Source organism: Sphingobium sp. HDIP04 (genome assembly GCF_000445085.1).
Classification (GTDB): domain Bacteria; phylum Pseudomonadota; class Alphaproteobacteria; order Sphingomonadales; family Sphingomonadaceae; genus Sphingobium; species Sphingobium indicum.
Map to the genome: position 1 here is coordinate 23,229 of NZ_ATDO01000066.1, position 15,459 is coordinate 38,687.

16 protein-coding genes and 1 tRNA gene are annotated in these 15,459 nt (G+C 63.2%); 11 read left to right on the plus strand and 6 right to left on the minus strand.

Annotated elements, in window-relative coordinates:
* Positions 1–66: 66 nt before the first annotated feature.
* Genes L286_RS31240 through L286_RS31250 form a run of 3 tightly spaced genes read right to left on the minus strand, consistent with a single transcriptional unit; the run spans position 67 to position 1,682 of the window.
* On the minus strand, positions 67–549 hold the full coding sequence (locus L286_RS31240; protein WP_020818078.1) for a DUF2243 domain-containing protein: 483 nt from the start codon (positions 547–549) through the stop codon (positions 67–69).
* A gap of 30 nt (positions 550–579) precedes the next feature.
* The gene (locus L286_RS31245; protein ID WP_020818079.1) at positions 580–1,428 is read right to left on the minus strand and encodes an MBL fold metallo-hydrolase; all 849 of its coding nucleotides are present in this window, start codon (positions 1,426–1,428) and stop codon (positions 580–582) included.
* Between the two features lie 50 nt (positions 1,429–1,478).
* On the minus strand, positions 1,479–1,682 hold the full coding sequence (locus L286_RS31250; RefSeq protein WP_235181702.1) for a hypothetical protein: 204 nt from the start codon (positions 1,680–1,682) through the stop codon (positions 1,479–1,481).
* A 200-nt stretch (positions 1,683–1,882) separates the two neighbouring features.
* Here L286_RS31250 and rpsN point away from each other — a divergent pair, with 200 nt between their 5' ends.
* The 8 genes from rpsN (at position 1,883) to L286_RS31285 (ending at position 11,611) form a co-directional block, all read left to right on the plus strand.
* On the plus strand, positions 1,883–2,188 hold the full coding sequence (rpsN, locus tag L286_RS31255) for a 30S ribosomal protein S14 (RefSeq protein WP_020818081.1): 306 nt from the start codon (positions 1,883–1,885) through the stop codon (positions 2,186–2,188).
* A 141-nt stretch (positions 2,189–2,329) separates the two neighbouring features.
* Positions 2,330–3,730 (plus strand): FAD-dependent oxidoreductase, encoded by a 1,401-nt coding sequence (locus L286_RS0124410; protein ID WP_238559304.1) that lies wholly within the window; start codon positions 2,330–2,332, stop codon positions 3,728–3,730.
* 193 nt (positions 3,731–3,923) lie between these two features.
* On the plus strand, positions 3,924–5,201 hold the full coding sequence (locus L286_RS31260; RefSeq protein ID WP_021223230.1) for an SDR family oxidoreductase: 1,278 nt from the start codon (positions 3,924–3,926) through the stop codon (positions 5,199–5,201).
* Positions 5,198–5,674: a DUF2269 family protein gene (locus L286_RS31265; RefSeq protein WP_021223231.1), complete on the plus strand. Its 477-nt coding sequence runs from the start codon at positions 5,198–5,200 to the stop codon at positions 5,672–5,674. The genes L286_RS31260 and L286_RS31265 overlap by 4 nt, the downstream gene beginning before the upstream one ends.
* A gap of 430 nt (positions 5,675–6,104) precedes the next feature.
* The gene (cphA, locus tag L286_RS31270) at positions 6,105–8,885 is read left to right on the plus strand and encodes a cyanophycin synthetase (protein WP_021223232.1); all 2,781 of its coding nucleotides are present in this window, start codon (positions 6,105–6,107) and stop codon (positions 8,883–8,885) included.
* A complete protein-coding gene (locus tag L286_RS31275; protein ID WP_021223233.1) occupies positions 8,878–9,768 on the plus strand; it encodes an isoaspartyl peptidase/L-asparaginase family protein in 891 nt (296 codons plus the stop codon). Before cphA ends, L286_RS31275 begins: the two co-directional genes overlap by 8 nt.
* Positions 9,758–10,585: a cyanophycinase gene (locus L286_RS31280; RefSeq protein ID WP_020819174.1), complete on the plus strand. Its 828-nt coding sequence runs from the start codon at positions 9,758–9,760 to the stop codon at positions 10,583–10,585. Before L286_RS31275 ends, L286_RS31280 begins: the two co-directional genes overlap by 11 nt.
* 573 nt (positions 10,586–11,158) lie before the next feature.
* Complete coding sequence (locus L286_RS31285) at positions 11,159–11,611, plus strand: hypothetical protein (protein ID WP_125445770.1); 453 nt, start codon at positions 11,159–11,161, stop codon at positions 11,609–11,611.
* Here the strand turns inward: L286_RS31285 and L286_RS49245 are convergent.
* From L286_RS49245 to L286_RS31295, 3 genes are all read right to left on the minus strand, one after another.
* Positions 11,596–12,213: a tyrosine-type recombinase/integrase gene (locus tag L286_RS49245; protein ID WP_020819176.1), complete on the minus strand. Its 618-nt coding sequence runs from the start codon at positions 12,211–12,213 to the stop codon at positions 11,596–11,598. The two genes, L286_RS31285 and L286_RS49245, sit on opposite strands and share 16 nt — an antisense overlap.
* The gene (locus tag L286_RS49250; RefSeq protein ID WP_020819177.1) at positions 12,174–12,881 is read right to left on the minus strand and encodes a tyrosine-type recombinase/integrase; all 708 of its coding nucleotides are present in this window, start codon (positions 12,879–12,881) and stop codon (positions 12,174–12,176) included. Before L286_RS49250 ends, L286_RS49245 begins: the two co-directional genes overlap by 40 nt.
* A gap of 219 nt (positions 12,882–13,100) precedes the next feature.
* Positions 13,101–13,175 (minus strand) — tRNA-Gln (locus L286_RS31295).
* Between the two features lie 298 nt (positions 13,176–13,473).
* On the opposite strand from L286_RS31295, the gene L286_RS31300 reads away from it, so the two are divergent.
* The 3 genes from L286_RS31300 (at position 13,474) to L286_RS31310 (ending at position 15,345) form a co-directional block, all read left to right on the plus strand.
* Positions 13,474–13,995, plus strand: a complete 522-nt coding sequence (locus L286_RS31300; protein ID WP_007683629.1) for a MarR family winged helix-turn-helix transcriptional regulator — start codon at positions 13,474–13,476, stop codon at positions 13,993–13,995.
* A gap of 74 nt (positions 13,996–14,069) precedes the next feature.
* Entirely contained in the window at positions 14,070–14,384 is a 315-nt protein-coding gene (locus L286_RS31305) for a hypothetical protein (RefSeq protein ID WP_013040878.1), read from the plus strand.
* Between the two features lie 22 nt (positions 14,385–14,406).
* Complete coding sequence (locus tag L286_RS31310) at positions 14,407–15,345, plus strand: DMT family transporter (RefSeq protein ID WP_380774818.1); 939 nt, start codon at positions 14,407–14,409, stop codon at positions 15,343–15,345.
* Positions 15,346–15,459 lie beyond the last annotated feature (114 nt).

Sequence of the window (15,459 nt, forward strand, 5' to 3'; positions counted from 1 at the left end):
GCTCAACGTGGGCAGGGCGATACGCGCCGCGCAAGAAGCGAAGGGCTGAAGAACGCGCCTTGCGCGTTAAGTCGCCTGGCTGGATTTCCTTGCAATGACGTGGCCCACAAGGATGAGGACGATGCCGGAGGCAAGGAACAGCCAGTCCCACATCGACAGGCCAAGCGCTTCGACGACATGGTGCAAATCGAGAAGATGGTGGTCGATCAATCCTTCAACGAGGTTGAACCATCCCCATCCAGCCAGCATGTAACCGATCAGCCGCCAACCTGCTGCGCTTGCGTCTCGCCTGCCGTTCAGCGCCCGCCAGAGCAGTGTCACGCCGATCAGCGTCGCCATCCACATAAATGCGTGGAAAAGGCCATCAGCGAGCATATTGGCCTTCATGTTCATCATGCTGTGCAGGGGAATGACCGCCGAAAGCATGGCATGTGCCTGAAAGATCTGGTGCAGGACTATCCCGTCGAAAAACCCTCCAAGGCCAATGCCAAGCATGATCCCCGGAGGCGCAAGCGACGGCAGGTCAGTCATCCGATCGCTCATCTGCATGCATCCCGCTGCGCTGTTCGCCGGCAAACGTCATGCGCCGCTCAAGCCGGTTGCAACGCCCTGGCCAATTGGGGGCATTGCCCTCGTGGTGCTGGTATCTCCATTACGGCGCTGCATCGCCTCAAGCTCAATCTCGTCATGCGAACAGAAGATGGTCACCTCGCCGCTCCTCTCGCGCTTCAATTCCCGCAGGCGCTGCTGGTTGGCGAAACGCAATTCCCGGTCCACCTCCATCAGATTCTGGTAAAGACGCAGGCCGGGCGTGCAGCGCCGCCTGTCTCCATCCAGTTCACGCCGGTAGAAATAAGCGTCCCCAGCATTTAGAACCCATCCATCGTCTGATCTGATCGCGATCCCGGCGTGGCCCCATGTATGCCCTGGCAAAGGGACCATCAGGATTTCGGGCGGCAGGCCGTCTAGCTGGCGGACGCGCTCAAGCCCAAACCAACATTCGCCGCTGCCGGCGTAAGTGCGCCAGTCCCGCACCTGCTCCCACTGCGCGGGCCGGTATCGGCGCTCTGCAATGAAGCCCCGCCGCTTGCGCTCGGCGGCTTCGCGCTCGGCTTCCATCACATGGACGCGCGCATTGGGGAAATCGTCCAGTCCGCCCGCATGATCGAAATCCAGATGCGTCAGCACGACATGGCGGACGTCCGATGGCGAATAGCCCATTGCCTTGATCTGGTGCAGCGCCGTCTCCTCCGCCCTGAAATGGATATTGAGCAGCGTACGAAAGAAGCGGCTGAGGCGCGGATGGGGATGGCGCACGTCTTCGCTGCCGTAACCGGTGTCAATCAGCACCAGTCCCTCGTTGGTTTCGACCAACTGCGCCGCGCAGGGAATAAGGCCGAACAGGCTCTTGCTGAAGCCATCGAACAACGGACCGCCAAGTGGGCAATCCGTCCCGCATTTCAGATACCGGACACGCATTATCGCGCCACGCCAATGTGCTGCGCCTCACCCCCTTCGGCCGTAAGCGCGGAAGGATAGATGAAGACGATCGAGGCGCCAGCAAGGACGACGAGCATCAGCGCAAGGGCAACGCTGCCGCTGATCCGTCCGCGGCGCCTTGCAAAGACCACCGCTCCGATCAAGGCGGCGGCGACAAGGACGATGATGGCGGTCAATCCCACCCATGACATAGCGTCTCTCCCAATGCCCAGGACCCAAAAGATCAGGAATGAACAGTGCCCCCGGCACGGCCGTTCCCTGAAAGCCGCTGCCGCCTAACTCAGGTAAGCGGCATGCTCGGATCATGCCCATGGCCGCCGCGTTCCTCCCGCGCCGCGTCGCGAGCATGAACCCAAATCCGGAGAAGCAGAGGAAAACCCCAATGGCCAAGAAGAGCGCGATCAACAAGAACGAACGTCGTCGCAAGCTCGCCAAGAAATATGCGCCGAAATACGCGAAGCTTAAGGCGGCGGCGAATGATGAAAGTCTCAGCCAGGAAGAGCGCCTGATAGCCCGGTTGAAGATGGCGGAAATCCCCCGTAACGGCAATCCCACGCGGATCAGGAACCGGTGCGAACTGACGGGGCGCCCGCGCGCCTATTATCGCAAGTTCAAATTGGCTCGGGTGATGCTGAGGCACCTTGCCACGAGAGGACAGTTGCCAGGCGTGATCAAGTCGAGCTGGTGACGCAGACCATGCTCCCTCTACTCTCAAGAGGCTGTGAGATTGAACGTGGATAGCCACCCCTGGAGGGGAATGGGCACAAGTCGGCCCCCCCATATCATTATATTGGGTGGCGGGTTCGCCGGTCTCGCCTGCGCGCGGGAATTGGGCGGCAAGCCCATTCGGGTGACGATTATCGATCGCAACAATTATCATCTCTTCGTGCCGTTGCTCTACCAGGTGGCGACCGCCGCGCTCTCGCCCGCCGACATAGCGCAGCCCATCCGCCGCATCCTGCGCCGCCACGACAATATCGAGGTTGTGCTTGGCGAAGCGGTGGGCGTGGATCCACAATCGCGCCGCCTGTCCCTGGCCGATGGCTCGTCACTCCATTTCGACAGGCTGGTGATCGCAACCGGCAGCCGATATAATTATTTCGCTCATCCGGAATGGGAACCGCTGGCGCCCGGCCTGCGCAGCATTGAGGATGCCCGCCTTCTTCGTAGCCGCATCCTGCGCGGCTTCGAGTTAGCGGAGCGACAGCCCGATCCCCACCGAAGGGCCGAACTGATGACGATCGTCATCGTGGGCGCGGGACCTACCGGCGTTGAAATGGCCGGAGCAATCGCGGAACTTGCGCATTACACGCTCGCCCGCGACTTCCGGCATATCGACCCCGGCGCGGTCCGCATCCTGCTGGTGGAGGCGGGCAAGCAAATCCTCACCAGCTTCCCCGACGGATTGAGCACCTACGCCCGACGGCGGCTGGAAGCCATGGGGGTGGAGATCATGCTTGGAAAGTCGCTCGAAGACATTGACGGTGACACGCTCGTCATTGGTGGCCAAAGGTTGCGGGCCGGTACGATCATCTGGGCTGCGGGAATCAAGGCGTCGCCCGCCGCGTTCTGGCTGCAGGCAGAATGCGACCGCAGCGGCCGGGTGAGGGTCGCTACTGATTTTTCGGTCCCAGGCCACCCCCATATTCATGTGCTGGGTGATAGCGCCGCAATGAATGACGAAGCCGGACAACCGCTGCCTGCGCTGGCTCAGGTAGCCCAGCAGCAGGGCCGCTATCTTGGGCAATCCCTCTCTCGCGAATTCACCGGCCGCGCACCGCTTCCCCCTTTCCGCTTTCGCGACCGCGGCAACACCGCGATCATCGGTCGCAACGCCGCCATCTTCGATTTCGGCAAGCGCCGCCTGAAGGGACGGCTGGCTTGGCTGCTCTGGGCCATTGTCCATGTCTATCTGCTGGTCGGCTTCGAAAAGCGGCTGCTGGTCAGCATCCAGTGGCTCTGGCGCTATTTCACCTATCAGCGCGGCGCGCGGCTGATCACGCAGCCGCCGCCACCGTTATCCCAAGGCCTGCCGGATCAAGGAAAGAGAGCCGCGATGCCAACGGATGACAACGAACGAATGAAGCCGGGTGACCAGGCACCGGCGGGAACAGAAGGAACCGGCGAGAATCTTTGTCCAACCTGCGGCGGCGGCGGCAGACTGAATGGCGAACCTTGCCCCAACTGCGAAGGGACAGGAAAGGTGATCGAGGGCATCGGCGGCGGCTGATCTGTATGCGCCCTTCGGCCCCTGCGGCAACAACAGGATATAGTCGATAACATGGGCTATGCACCCGCTTCATTGATGGAGAGGCAACCGAACGGAAACTCGCGCTCAGTGTTCCGCTGAGATGGGATATCCGGAAATTAGCCCCATATCGCCCAGGCTCGAGAATTTGTCGCACAGATGTCGAACCATTCTCTTGCTCGGCGCCAGCGGCTTCATCGGTTCGGCGCTGCTCACCCGGCTGAAACAAGATGGGTATTTTGTTACGGGCGTGGTGCGCGATCCCAAGGCGGCCGCCAGATTGCCTCTGGACCGGGCCATCGGCCTTGACCTTCGTTCAGCGACAGGCGCCGATAAGTGGTTGGACGCTCTGTCCGGTGTCGATGCGGTGATCAATTGCGCGGGCGTGTTGCAAGACGGGGCTCGGGACTCGACCGATGCCGTCCACGTGGACGCGCCAGCGGCGCTGTACGAAGCGTGCGAGCGCCTCGGCATTTCCCGCGTGATCCACTTCTCCGCGCTCAACGCCGAGCAAAAGCCACTGAGTGAATTTTCCGAAAGCAAACGCCAGATTGAGCATATCCTGGCCGCGAGCAGGCTAGACTGGGTCATATTGCGTCCGTCGGTGGTCGTGGGCCACAATGCCTATGGCGGCAGCGCCCTGTTCCGCGGACTCGCGGCCCTGCCGCTATCGGTGCGGCTGCCTCGAGCCGGCAGAATATCGGTGGTTCAACTCGACGATGTGGTCGAGACCGTCATTCGCCTGCTACGCCCGGATTCCGGGGGACGGATCGCACTCGATCTCGCAGGCCCCCGACCGCTCACGTTCGACGCCATAGTTACGCGATACCGCGCGTGGCTGGGCTGGAAACCGGCTCGGCCGGTTACCGTCCCGTCAGCGGCGATGCGGGTTGGATCGAAGTTCGGCGACCTCGCCGGGCGGCTGGGATGGCGGCCGCCTGTTCGCTCGACCGGAACGAGCGAGATGCTTCGCGGCGCGGAGGGCGATCCGGCTGGCTGGAACAGAGTCACGGCCATCGTGCCCCGGTCGCTGGAACAGGCTCTCGCGGCAGAGCCTGCATCAGTGCAGGAGCGGTGGTTTGCGCGCCTTTATTTTCTTCGGCCGCTGGCGATCGTCATCTTCGCGCTGTTTTGGATCACAACCGGCATCATCTCCCTCACGATCGGGTGGGATATAGGCGTGTCCTACATGCAGGAAAGCGGGGCTGGAGCGCTCAGCCAGCCATCCGTCATAGCCGGGGCGCTTGCCGACATCGCGATCGGACTGGCCATATTGTACCGGCCGACCACGCGCTGGGGGCTGATCGGCGGCGTCGCCATAACCCTCTTCTACCTCATCGCGGGAACGATCGTCCTGCCGCGCTTGTGGGCAGACCCGCTTGGGCCAATGCTGAAGATTTGGCCGATCCTTGCCCTCAACTTCATCCTCCTGGCGATCCTGGAGGAGCGATGACGAGCTACTTCCTCCTCAAATATGTGCATGTCATCGGCGCCACGATCCTGCTGGGCACGGGCGCGGGAATCGCATTCTTCATGCTGCTGGGCCACTTGACCGGACAAGCTCGCGTCATAGCGGGCATCGCCCGGATCGTCGTTCTTGCCGACTTTCTGTTCACCGCGAGCGCTGTGGTGCTCCAGCCGCTCACCGGTTGGCTGCTGATGCGGAAAGTCGGCTACTCCATGAATGAAGGCTGGATCGCCGTCTCCTTGGGTCTTTACGTGGTCACGGGGATATTCTGGCTGCCGGTCGTTTGGATGCAGATGCGGATGCGGGATCTTGCCACGGAGGCCGCCGACGGCGGCGCTCCACTCCCAAAAGCCTATCATCGCCTATTCCGGCTCTGGTTCGCCTTCGGTTTTCCGGCATTCGCGTCGGTGCTGGGCATCTTGTGGCTCATGATAACGCGGCCATCCTTCACATTATGATCCAATCGCGTCTTGTCCACCGGATGCTTGTGTGGGCATCGCTGGGTTCGGCGCCACGGTCCCCATGACAGCGGCCATGATGCGTCTGCATGCCTTGTTGCCCCATCGTCGCCGACCTTGAGGAGAGCCAGCGATGCAGCGTCACTATACTTCAGGCAGTAGAATCTCTAGAAATTTAGTCAAAATCTCTGCCCTCTCCCCACCCGCGCATCGATAAACGCAATGCAATCTATGAATCCACATTCTTTATAAACATAAATCATTTTTTATATTTATCATATTTGCAATATGGAAATTTTTTTCCGATTTAATTATCATTTTCCTTATTTTTACTTAGATATAACCTATGTTGACTGGAACAGTTTGCGATTAGAGAAGTTTAATCCAGCCCGACGCCGTCGCTTTGCGACGCGCAAGAACTGGAGACATCATGAAGGAGATCGAACTGCCGCAGGCCGCGCCTCGTGAGGAGGCCGGCCATGTTCGTGCGCTGACCATATTGGAGCGCAGCATCTATCGCGGCCCGCATTTCTTCAGCAACCGGCCGATGATCCGGATCCAGGTCGATCTCGGCACGCTCGAAGAATGGCCCACCGATCGGCTGCCCTTGTTCGCGGAGCATCTGATGACTTTGCTTCCGGGCCTCGCCGCGCATGGATGCAGCTACCAGGAGCCCGGTGGCCTTGTCCGCCGCCTGCAATCGGGAACATGGCTTGGCCATGTCATCGAACATGTCGCGCTGGAACTTCAGTGCCTCGCTGGCGCCAGAGTGACGCGTGGCAAGACCCGCTCGGTGAAGGGCCGGCCTGGGGTGTATAATATCCTCTACGCCTATCAGGATGAAGAGGCAGGGCTTGAGGCGGGCGCGTGCGCCATCGCGTTTGTCCTCTCGCTCGTGCCGGAGGGGCTGCGCGGCATCGCGGGCGTCCGGCGCCTGGGAACCTCCCTTCCCCCCGATCCGCGGAATGTCGGGGCCATGGTGGAGACGCTTCGCGCCATCATGCGCCGCAACGGCCTTGGACCCACGACCGCCGCTCTGGTGCGAGCGGCAGAGCGGCGCGGCATCCCCGTGGTGCGCCTCAACGACCAGAGCCTCATACAGCTTGGCCTCGGCAGCCGCCAGAAGCGGATCAGGGCCAGCATCACCGGCGACACCTCGCAGGTCGCGGTGGACATCGCCGGGGATAAGAATCTCACCAAGCGGCTGTTGGACGAAGCCGGCCTGCCTGTCCCCCGCGGCGGCCTGTTTCGTGATGCGGACGCAGCGCTCGCCGAAACGAAACGTCTGGGCTGGCCTCTCGTTATCAAGCCGCTCGACGGCAACCACGGCCGGGGCGTCACCACCGGCATCCGCGATGAGGTCGCCTTCCGCGCTGCCTTCGATCGCGCCCTGCGGCATGGCCGGCGCGTCATCGTCGAACAGCAGCTTCCCGGCCAGGACCACCGCCTGCTGGTGATCGGCGGCAAGCTGGTCGCGGTCGCGGAGCGCCGTCCCGCCCATGTCGCGGGCGACGGTCGCCTCACCATTGCTCAACTGATCGAGGAAGTGAACCGCGATCCGCGACGGGGAACGGGGCATGAGGATATGCTCACCCGCATTGTGCCCGATGACGCGATGGCGGCGCTGCTCGCCCGCGCCGGCCGCGACCTCGACACCGTTCCCGCGCATGGAGAAACGGTCCAGCTACGCGACACCGCCAATCTCTCCACCGGCGGCACCGCCATTGACCGCACCGACGACATCCACCCCCTCAACCGCCTGATCGCCGAGCAGGCGGCGGCTACGGTCGGGCTGGACGTCTGCGGCATCGACTTCCTCTCGCCCGACATCAGCCGGCCGGTCAACGAAACCGGCGGCGGCATTGTCGAGGTGAACGCGGCGCCCGGCTTCCGCATGCATCTTGAACCCTCATCGGGACCGCCGCGCGATGTCGCCGCTCCCGTCATCGACGCGCTCTTTCCCCCCGGTCGCCGCAGCCGGATTCCGATATTCGCCATCACCGGCACCAACGGCAAGTCGACCACCGTCCGCATGGTCGAGCGCGTGCTGAGCCGCCATGGCCTGAACGTCGGCATGACAACGACCTCCGGCATCCATGTCGGCGGCCAACTGCTGAAGGCATCCGACGCCAGCGGCCCGCGCAGCGCCCGCTCGATCCTGCGCAACCCGACCGTTGATGCCGCCGTCCTGGAAACCGCGCGCGGCGGCATCCTCCGCGAAGGGCTGGGCTTTGACGGGGCGGATGTGGGAGCGGTTCTCAACGTGACTCCCGATCATCTCGGCCTCAAGGGCATCGACACGCTGGAGGATCTGGCGAACGTCAAGGCGGTCGTCGTCGAAAGCGTCGCCCGGCGCGGCTACTCGGTCCTCAATGCCGACGATCCCATGTGCGTGCGGATCGCCCGGCACGCACGGGGCACGCTCGTCTGGTTCTCGCTCCATGGCGGCGACCGCATGCCGGAACCGCTGCGCCGACATATCGAGGCAGGCGGCATCGCCCTCATGCGGGAGCCAGGACCGGATGGCGGCATGCTCGTCATCCACCATCAGGGCGGACGCATCGACCTTATGCCCGCCGCTCATATTCCCGTGACCCTGAACGGCATTGCCGATTTCAACATCGCCAACGCTCTCGCCGCCGCCGCGATGTGCTTTGTCCATGGCGTTCCGGTCGACACCATTCGGGAAAGCCTGGCGACGTTCACCAATTCCTTTTCAGACTCTCCGGGACGCCTCAACATCCGCGACGCGCACGGTCGCCGCTTCATCCTCGACTATGCTCATAATCCCGCAGGCCTCACCGCCCTCGGCCAGGTCGTCGATGCCCTTCGGGGCCGCCACCGCCGCGTCATCGGCATGGTCAGCATCCCTGGAGACCGGCGCGACAGCGACATCATCGACATGGGCGGGATTGCAGCGGCGATCTTCGACGAGATCATCTTCCGCGAAGCCCCCGACGGTCGGGGACGGCCACCGGGAGAAACCAACGGCCTGATGTCCGAGGGAGCGTTGCGCGCAGGCGCTCCGGCCGAGCGGGTCCACCGCATTGTCGACGAGTTGGAGGCGGTGCAGGCCACGCTCAAGCTGGGCCGGCCGGGCGACCTTCTCGTCATCCTGCCGACCTCTGTCGGTCAGGTCTGGCAGCAGGTGCTGGACTACGCCCCCGACGACATCCCCGCGACGCCTGCCCGGAAGCCCGCCCATGCCTGAAGCAAGCTGGGCCATCATCGTCCATGGCGGGGCAAAGACGATCAAGAGCGCGCTGCACCAGCGCAACCGCGACGGCTGCCTCGCGGCAGCCGAAGCCGGCGCTGCCTTGCTGCGACAGGGCGGCAGCGCACTTGCGGCTGCCGAAGCGGCGGTTAGGGTGTTGGAAGACAATCCGCTGTTCAATGCCGGTTTCGGCTCCGTGCTCAACGCCGATGGCGAGGTGGAGATGGACGCGGCGATCATGAGCGGCGCGGACCTGGCCCTGGGCGCCGTCGCCGGAGTGCGGCGCATTCGCAATCCCGTCTCGCTGGCAGCGGCCCTTCTGCCTGAAAGACCGGCTTTTCTCGGCGCGGAAGGCGCGGAACGCTTTGCAAGCTCGCGGGGGATCGATTTCTGCGACCCTCGCGAGATGATCGCCAGCGATCGGCTGGCCTCCGAATATGCCAAAGCCCATGACACGGTTGGCTGCGTCGCGCTCGACCTGCACGGCCATGTCGCCGCCGCCACCTCCACCGGAGGACTTCCCGGCAAGCATCCAGGCCGAATCGGAGACTCCCCTGTTCCGGGTTGCGGCCTCTATGCCGACGATCGGCTGGGCGGCGTCGCCTTTTCGGGCGATGGCGAAAGCATCCTGCGCACCATGCTTGCCGCCCACGTCATGCAGGCGCTCGCAACCTGTCCGGCCGACATCGCGGCGGAAATGGCCTTGAGCCAGATTGGGCGCGTCGGCGGAGAGGCCGGCGCAATCGTCATCGACGCGGGAGGCCGTTTCGGCATCGCCCATAACAGCGACCACTTCGCCATAGCGCTGCACCGCAGCGGCTGGAGCGAAGGAACAGGCGCGATCCATCGCAACGAAGTGGAGACGTTACTTGACGAATGACCGCGCGGGACCGCTCATCATCATAGGCGGCCGAGAGGATAAGGAGGGCGAGAAGCTGATCCTGCGCGAGGTCGCCGACCGCGTGGGGGACGGCAAGCTCGTCATCGCCACCGTCGCCAGCCATCAGCCCGAAGGCTATTTTGACGCCTATGTAAAGGCGTTCGGGGATCTGGGCGTCCACGATCTCGCCGAACTCTATGTCCATGAACGGAGCGAGACACTGGAGGCCAAAGCCGCCGACATGCTGGAAGACGCCGCCGGCATCTTCTTCACCGGCGGGGATCAGTTGCGCATAGCCAGTCAGATCGGTGACACGCCGGTGGAAAGGATGGTCCGCCGCCTCCACCTGCGCGGCGGCGTGGTGGCGGGTACGTCCGCAGGCGCTTCCGTCATGAGCGAGACCATGCTGGTGCGCGGATCGAGCCAGGAATCGCACCGCATTGGCGATCTTCACATGGCGCCGGGCCTTGGCCTGATCCGCGACGTCATCATCGACCAGCATTTCGCCGAGCGCGGTCGCATCGGCCGACTGCTTGGCGCCGTCGCCCAAAACCCGCGGGTCCTGGGCATCGGCATCGACGAAGACACGGCAATCATCCTGGAAGGCGGCAGCTTCCGGGTGCACGGATCGGGCGCCGTCTATGTCGTCGACGGCGCTGGCATCACCCATTCCAACATCGCCGAGGCGAGCCCGGAACGCACATTGTCCATTCATGATGTGCGGCTACATGGCCTCAGCGATGGCGACGGCTATGATTTGAAGAAGCGAACGCCGCTCTCCACCCGTGGAAGCTCTGAAAAGGATACCGCCGGCTGATCGGATCAGCGACAGACGCTAATTCGATACCTCTGTGTTTCTCCTTGACGCCCTGCTCATAGCTGTTGCTTCAGGTTGCACACGCGCTCTGCCTGGGCCTCCATTTCGATGGGGCTTTTGATTGCGACAGGGGACCGCGCACATGATGGATCAGCTGATTCCAATCATGGAGCTTGCGCAGCGTTTCGGCTTCATCGCGGCCCCACATTCCGGTGGCGACGATCCGGGGAATAGGGAATGCTGCCTTTTGCCGGGACATCAGCTTGTCGAGCGAGGCACGAAGTCGCCCTTCGGTCAGATATTCTTTACGAACAATTCAAGCCGCCATCCAGGCAAGGTATCTTCGAGGCTCCGCCACGTGAGCCTAGCATCCTCGGTTTGGGTAGCGCTAGCGCCCCATAGTGGACGAACAGCCTTTGAAATTTGGGAACGGGTTGCCGACCGTCAGCTTCTCTAATGCCTGCTACTGTCGCGTGACAGATGACACCGTACCAAGCCCCACATGCTAATTTGTGGGAACTACCGAGGCGGGCGAGCACTTGGTAAGAAATGCCTGCTTTTGAGGAGAATGCCTTGAGTGGATCCGGCCGCTGGCTGCCGAAGGAGTGGGGTACTTACAAGCTTCCTGGTTTGGCGCAGTCGAACAGACCTGTTATAAAAACCGGGCCTTTCGGTAGTTCGTTGAAAGGTGAACATTGGCGTGAAACCGGGCGGCCAGTGATCACAATCGGCTCATTTGGCGAAAGCGGTTTCATTGAAGATGAGCTGCTTTTCGTTGATGAGAGGAAAGCCAAGAGTATGATTGAGTACGAGGTTCACCCCGGTGATCGACGCTGTCTCGCTCCGAACCCGACTGTCGCGAATGTCCCAGAGGCGGACATGATGACCGGCCCGAGCGCGGCAATGAGATGTCCGCTGCCTGTGAGTGAAATCTGGCCGCTGAGCGGCGAGGAAGGGTCGTTCTCGTCCTCTGACCAAGGAATAGGACGGATAGCAGGAGAGTTCGGCTATCACCAGGACGTCTGAAACCAGGCGAGCGCCTTCTCCTGCTTGCGCTGAGCGACCTTGAAGCCCTCCAGTGCGATCGGCGCCGCCTCTTCGGCGGCGTCCAGATATTTCGCCCACCACGCCATCATCTTGCGCCGATGCGACAGATAGCGCGCCGAATTGTAGACGCCCCTCACGCCGCGCGGCATGTGCGCCAGCTGCATCTCGATCCAGTCCGGCATGAAATGCCCCGATTCATTGAGCACGGTGCTGGCAAGCGATCGAAAGCCATGGACGGTCGCCTTGCCACGCAGCCCCATGCGATACATGACGTCGAGCATCCGGTTCTCGCTGATCGTATCCGAACGGGAACCAGCGACAGGGAAGAGATATTTGCCCAGCCGTTCATTGCCTGCCTTGCCGTAAGGATTGACGTCCCTGATCCTGCGCAGCAGATCGACCGCCTGGGGCGGCAGCGGCACCAGGTGCTCGGAACGCATCTTCATGCGCCCGGGCGGTATCCGCCAAAGCGGTTCGTCGCTCCCCAGCCCTTCAAACTCGCTCCATTGGGCAAAGTGCGTCTCCTGGGTGCGCACCATGGTCAGGATCGTCCAGCGAAGCGCAAGATGACTGAGTTCCAACCCGCGTCCGCATTGAGGCGCGCATAGAATTCAGGGAGATCCTTGATTTCGATCTTGGCGCGGTGACGGACCGGCGAGGGTTTGATCATCGCGGCCGACAGGTCGCGGCATGGATCGGTTTCGCACCGCCCGTCGGGAATAGCGTAACGGAAGATTTCGCTGCAATGATTCTTGATTCGGTGCGCCATCTCATAGGAACCCCGCGCCTCGATGACCCGCAAGGCTTCGAGCATCGTGCGCGGCAGGATGGAGCGGATCGGCTTGTCGCCGATGACGGGCAAGATATCCTTCTCCAGCCTTCCCTCGATAAGGCGGGCATAGCGCGGGGACCAGGCGAGGCGCCGTGCCTCGATCCATTCGCGCGCGATCATCTCGAAAGTCACCTTGTCGGCGACGGCCTGGAACCTAGCCTCCTTCTTATGCGCGATGGGATCGGTGCCTGCAGCCAGCAGGGCTTTCATCTCCTCGCGCCAGACCCGAGCGCGGTGGAGGCTGACGGCGGGATATTCGCCGCCGTCGATGGTCTTCTGCTTGCCCTCGAAGCGATAGGCGAGACGCCAGCGCTTCCGTCCGAAGGGCAGGACGAAGATATGAAGGCCACCACCGTCGGATTTCTTGATCGGCTTGTCCAGGGCGACGAGGGTATTGAGCAATAGATCGGTCAGCATGAACGGAACTCCGGCTCTGCTGCTCCGGGTCCGGTCCTGCGCGACCGCTTTTTCTGCCTTCGATTCCTGTTTTTACCAACAGGCTGACCAACAAATCGCATGAGACTGTCCGATCGGAATGGCTCCTGTACAGGACAGAATATACGAAACAAGTCACTGAAAACAGGCCATTTTTCTGGAACCCTTTGAGACCTTGTTGGTCATAATGGGCCAAAATAGTGGCTGGGGCGGCAGGATTCGAACCTGCGCATGGCGGTACCAAAAACCGCTGCCTTACCGCTTGGCTACGCCCCAGCATGGGCCGGACACCGCCGGCGCGGACCGCCATATAGCGCCTGTTGCGCGAAAGGAAAGCCTAAGGCTGTATCGACATTCAGAAGATGGCGAGCCGAAAATGGTGGTTTCCCGTGACCCGGCGCGCAGCCTACTCAAAGTAGGTGAGCACCGGAAGCACGGGGATTGAAGCGAGGCACGCGACTCGCTTCAACCATTTGCAGGCCGTCAGGGCTGAATGTCGATACAGCCTAGTCATTATTTTCCGGAACCGCCAATATGCGCGCCGCCCCTTCCTCTCAGCCTGGAACCGACCGGCATGTCCGCGCCCCATTCCCCGACCCCCGCCCCCACATCCCAGATCGCGCCCGCTTCGCCGCTGTTCCTGCGCGAGGATGAGATCCGGCGGGGCATAGAGATGCTCTATTTCGGCTATTCCGCGCTCACCCGCTCGATCGACGAGGGGCTGGCCGCGCAGGGGCTGGGCCGGGCGCATCATCGCGCGCTCTATTTCATCTCGCGCCAGCCCGACCTGACGGTGAAGGACCTGCTGCGCCTGCTCGCCATCACCAAGCAGTCGCTGGGCCGCGTGCTCAACGACCTGATCGAGCAGGGCTATATCGAGACGCGGCAGGGCGCCAGCGACCGGCGGCAGAAACTGCTGCGGCTCAGCCCCGCCGGCGTCGCGCTGGAGGCGGAGCTGTTCCGCGCGCTGCGGGAAAAGATGGCCGCCGCCTACGCCCAGGCAGGGCAAGGCTCCGTCACCGGATTCTGGCGCGTGCTGGAGGGGCTGATCCCCGATCAGGACAGGTCCATGGTGTTCGGCCTGCGCGGCCGGTGAAGGGCCGTCGCGCAACCTTATCGCCGCGGGAGCGCTTATCACCCCTGTGTTGAAGGCAAGACAAGGGTGAATCCATGCGCACAAAATTCCTGGCCGCCATGTCGGCGCTGGCCATGCTCGGTGCGTCGGCCTGTTCGGAAAAGGCGGCCGACAATCTGGAAAATGCCGGCTCCGCGATCGGCAGCGACGTCGGCAACACGGTCGACCGGGCGGGCGACAGGATCGACCGGGGCCTGGACGCGGCGGGCAATGCGATAGGCGAAGGGTCCGACCGACTGGGCGCGGCCATGGACAATGCGTCCCGCGATGCGGAGCGGGAGGCGCGCGAAGCCAAGCAGGACGTCGGCGCGGCCATGGAACGCGCGGGCAACGACATCAGCAAGGAGTGACGGCCCGCGAAGGGCGCGGCGCTTGACCTTGGCGGCCATCGGCCGCACCAGCGACGGCATGTGCGCCGCGTCCCGACATCCCGCCCCCTCCCGACTGATGATCGGACGCCCGGAACTGGCGCTGATCGGCATCACATTGCTGTGGGGCGGCACCTTCCTGATCGTGCACCAGGCGATGCGGCACAGCGGGCCGTTGTTCTTCGTCGGGCTGCGCTTCGGCACGGCGGCGCTGATCGCGCTCCCGCTCGCCTGGCCCGTCCTGCGCGGCGTCACGCGGCGGGAATGGCTGGCGGGGACGATGATCGGCGTCGGCATCTTCACCGGCTATACGCTCCAGACCTGGGGGTTGCGGACGATCCCCAGCAGCACATCCGCCTTCATCACCGCCGCCTATGTGCCGCTGGTGCCCATCCTGCAATGGATCGTCCTGCGCAGGCGGCCGCGCCTGGCGAGCTGGATCGGCGTGGCGCTGGCCTTCGCCGGCCTGCTGCTGATCGCCGCGCCGAAGGACGGGCTGTCGCTCGGCCGGGGGGAGGCGCTGACGCTCATCAGCACGCTCGCCATCGCGCTGGAGATCATCTTCATCAGCCTGTGGGCGGGCCGCGTCGACGTGGCGCGGGTGACGTTCATCCAGTTGGCGGTGACGTCGCTGCTCGCCTTCGCCTGCATGGTCCCGGCCGGAGAGGCGATCCCGCCCTTTTCCTGGATCGTCATTCTGTCGGCCTGCGGCCTGGGCCTGATGACGGCGCTGATCCAGCTCGCGATGAACTGGGCGCAGCGCAGCGTGTCGGCCACCCGCGCCACGCTGATCTATGCCGGGGAGCCGGTCTGGGCGGGCCTGATCGGCTGGATCGCGGGCGACCGCCTGCCCGCCAGCGCCCTGCTGGGCGGCGCGCTGGTGGTCGCCGCCGTGATCGTCAGCGAAATCCGCTTCGGCAGGCCTCAGGGCATTGCGCGTTAAATCAAATCCCCGCCATTTGTGAGTTTACGGCCTAGGGTGTGTGGGGATTCAGTCCATGGCGGGCTGCAAATAGCGGCTTTCTGCGCTTCCGGTGCTCACGTACTGAAGTACGCT